Annotated in this window: 2 protein-coding genes and 1 pseudogene; 2 read left to right on the top strand and 1 reads right to left on the bottom strand. The window is 66.1% G+C overall.

Annotation, left to right across the window (positions count from 1 at the left end):
- Positions 1-506 (bottom strand): annotated as a pseudogene (locus tag EOA24_RS32820) (imidazolonepropionase); the annotation flags it as partial.
- Between the two features lie 96 nt (positions 507-602).
- Here EOA24_RS32820 and EOA24_RS32815 point away from each other — a divergent pair.
- On the top strand, positions 603-1,958 hold the full coding sequence (locus EOA24_RS32815; RefSeq protein ID WP_126083088.1) for a formimidoylglutamate deiminase: 1,356 nt from the start codon (positions 603-605) through the stop codon (positions 1,956-1,958).
- A 13-nt stretch (positions 1,959-1,971) separates the two neighbouring features.
- Entirely contained in the window at positions 1,972-2,718 is a 747-nt protein-coding gene (hutC, locus tag EOA24_RS32810) for a histidine utilization repressor (RefSeq protein WP_126083089.1), read from the top strand.
- Positions 2,719-2,893 lie beyond the last annotated feature (175 nt).

Below are 2,893 nucleotides of genomic sequence, written 5' to 3'. Positions count from 1 at the left end.
TCTGCCAGACGGCGGGCGGCGCGCAGCGACTTCTTCTCGTTGTCGGCATCGAGGCCGTAGCCGGACTTGATCTCGACGGTGGTGACGCCTTCGGCCATCAGCGCATCGAGGCGCGGCAGAGTCTGGGCGACGAGTTCGTTCTCGCTGGCGGCGCGTAGCGACTTGACCGAGGAAACGATGCCGCCGCCAGCGCGAGCCACTTCTTCATAGGTGGCGCCGGCCAGCCGCATCTCGAATTCATTGGCGCGGTTGCCGGCATAGACGAGGTGCGTGTGGCAATCGATCAGGCCAGGCGTGATCCAACGCCCCACGCAATCAACGGTCTCGGCGCCCTGCCCGGCCGCAGCCGGCATATCGGCCTCGGGACCGGCATAAACAATGAGGCCGTCGCGCGCGACGACCGCGCCTTTCTCGACGATACCGAGACCGGCCGCGCCATCGGCCATGGTCACCAGGCGCGCATTGCGCCAGACCCGATGGCCGCTCTTCCCGCTTGCTCCACCCATCATCTTTTCCGTTTGCTTGGATGGCGATTATGTATATACATATTGAACGCAACGCAAGCGATAATGTCGCCTGGGCATTCAGATTCGGAGAGGAACGTGACGGCAATCTTTGCGGAACGGGCGCTGCTGCCCGGCGGTTGGCAGGGCAATGTCAGGATCGCTTTCGAGGGCGGCCGCATCTCCACGGTCGAGATCGGCGCTGTCGCGCGAGCGGGCGAGGAGCGCCATGCCATCGTCCTGCCTGGCATGCCCAACCTGCACAGCCACGCCTTCCAGCGCGGCATGGCGGGGCTGGCTGAGCTGCGCGGCCCTTCGGCCGACAGTTTCTGGAGCTGGCGCGAGGTCATGTATCGCTTCGCGCTGTCGATGACGCCGGACCAGGTCGAGGCGGTGGCGGCGCAGCTCTATGTCGAAATGCTGGAGGCCGGCTTTTCCCGCGTCGGCGAGTTCCACTACCTGCATCACGACCGCGACGGACAGCCCTACGCCAACGTCGCCGAGATGGCGGAGCGGATCGCGGCGGCAGCCGGAAAGAGCGGCATCGGTCTGACACTCCTACCGGTCTTCTATGCTCATTCCGCCTTCGGCGGCGCCGCTCCTAATGAAGGCCAGCGGCGATTCATCAATGATGTCGAACGTTTCGGACGTCTGCTTGAGAAAGCCCGCGAGGCTGTTCGTCCGCTTGAGCAGGCCGTTGTCGGCGTCGCGCCGCACAGTTTGCGGGCCGCAACTCCGGACGAGCTCAATTCAGTCGCGGCCATGTCACCGAACAGTCCGATCCACATCCATGTCGCCGAGCAGGTGAAGGAGGTCGAGGACTGCGTCGCCTGGTCGGGCAAGCGTCCGGTCGAGTTCCTCCTCGCCAACGCTAAAGTGGACGCGCGCTGGTGCCTGATCCATGCCACGCATATGACCGAGGCCGAAACCATCGCCATGGCCCGGACTGGGTCGATCGCCGGGCTCTGCCCGATCACCGAGGCCAATCTGGGCGACGGCACTTTCGCGGCGCCGCTTTTCGTTGAGCATGGCGGCCGTTTCGGTGTCGGCTCCGATTCCAACGTGCTGATCGGGCTGCCGGACGAGCTGATGCAGCTCGAATATTCGCAGCGCCTCGCCCATCGCGCCCGCAATGTGCTGGCGCGTCCCGGCGGTTCCAACGGGCGCGCCCTGTTCGATGCGGCGCTTGACGGCGGCAGCCAGGCGCTGGGCGCCGGCCCGTCGCAGATTGCCGCCGGCGGCGCTGCCGATCTCGTCTCGCTCGATGCCGGCCACCCTTCGCTGGCCGGCAAAACGGGCGATGCGATCCTCGACGCCTGGATCTTCGCCAATGGCAGCAAGGTCGATTGCGTCTGGGTGCATGGCAGAAAGCAGGTCAGCGGCGGCAGGCATGTCAAGCGCGACGCCGTTGCCAAGCGGTTCCGCGAAGTCATGACCGCATTGTCGCAAGGCTGAACAGGACCGTCCGATGAGCCTGGTCGAGACAGACGATGTCGATGGCGGCGAGATCCTATCGCTGCATCAGCGCATCCTCTCCGACATCCGTGAAAAGATCCTCTCGGGCGCCTGGGCGCCCGGGCATCGCATCCCCTTCGAGCACGAGCTGACGGCTCAATATAATTGCTCGCGCATGACGGTGAACAAGGCGCTGTCGCAGCTTGCCAAGGCCGGGCTGATCGAGCGCCGGCGCCGGTCCGGGAGTTTCGTGCGCCAGCCGCAGTCGCAAGCGGCGGTGCTGGAACTGCACGACATCAGGATCGAGGTCGAGGCGCTCGGCCTGCCCTATCGCTACGAGCGACTGGAACGCGTCAAGCGGCGCAGCAGTGCCGATGACCGCGCGCTGCTCGGGCTTGCCGCGCCAGGGCCGGTGCTGGCGCTGGAAGGCCTGCATTTTGCCGGCGAACGGCCGTTCGCGCTGGAGCAGCGGCTGATCAATCTTTCGGCCGTACCCGAGGCCAGCGAGGAGGAATTCCTCGACATCGCGCCGGGCCCCTGGCTGATCGGCCGCGTGCCGTGGAGCGAGGCCGAGCACCGCATTCGCGCCATGGCCGCTGATGAGAATATCGCCGACGCGCTCGACATCGACGCGAGCGCGCCCTGCCTGGTGGTCGAGCGCCGCACCTGGAGCGCTGAGCACCCGGTGACCCATGTACGCTTCATCTATCCGGCGGAGAGCCATACGCTGGTGGCGAGGTTCACGCCGTCGCAGGGATAGCGCCTGCGCTCCCTTCTCCCCTTGCGGGAGAAGGTGGATCGGCGCGCAGCGCCGAGACGGATGAGGGGTGTTCCAGCGGAGCGAGACGTTGGCTTTCCCTGGAGTACCCCTCATCCGGCCGCTTCGCGGCCACCTTCTGCCACAAGGGGAGAAGGGGAAGTCGGCGCTACAGCGC

Source organism: Mesorhizobium sp. M2A.F.Ca.ET.039.01.1.1 (assembly GCF_003998035.1).
Classification (GTDB): domain Bacteria; phylum Pseudomonadota; class Alphaproteobacteria; order Rhizobiales; family Rhizobiaceae; genus Mesorhizobium.
The sequence above is the reverse complement of the archived record's forward strand: the minus strand, read 5'-3'. Positions and strand labels throughout refer to the sequence as shown.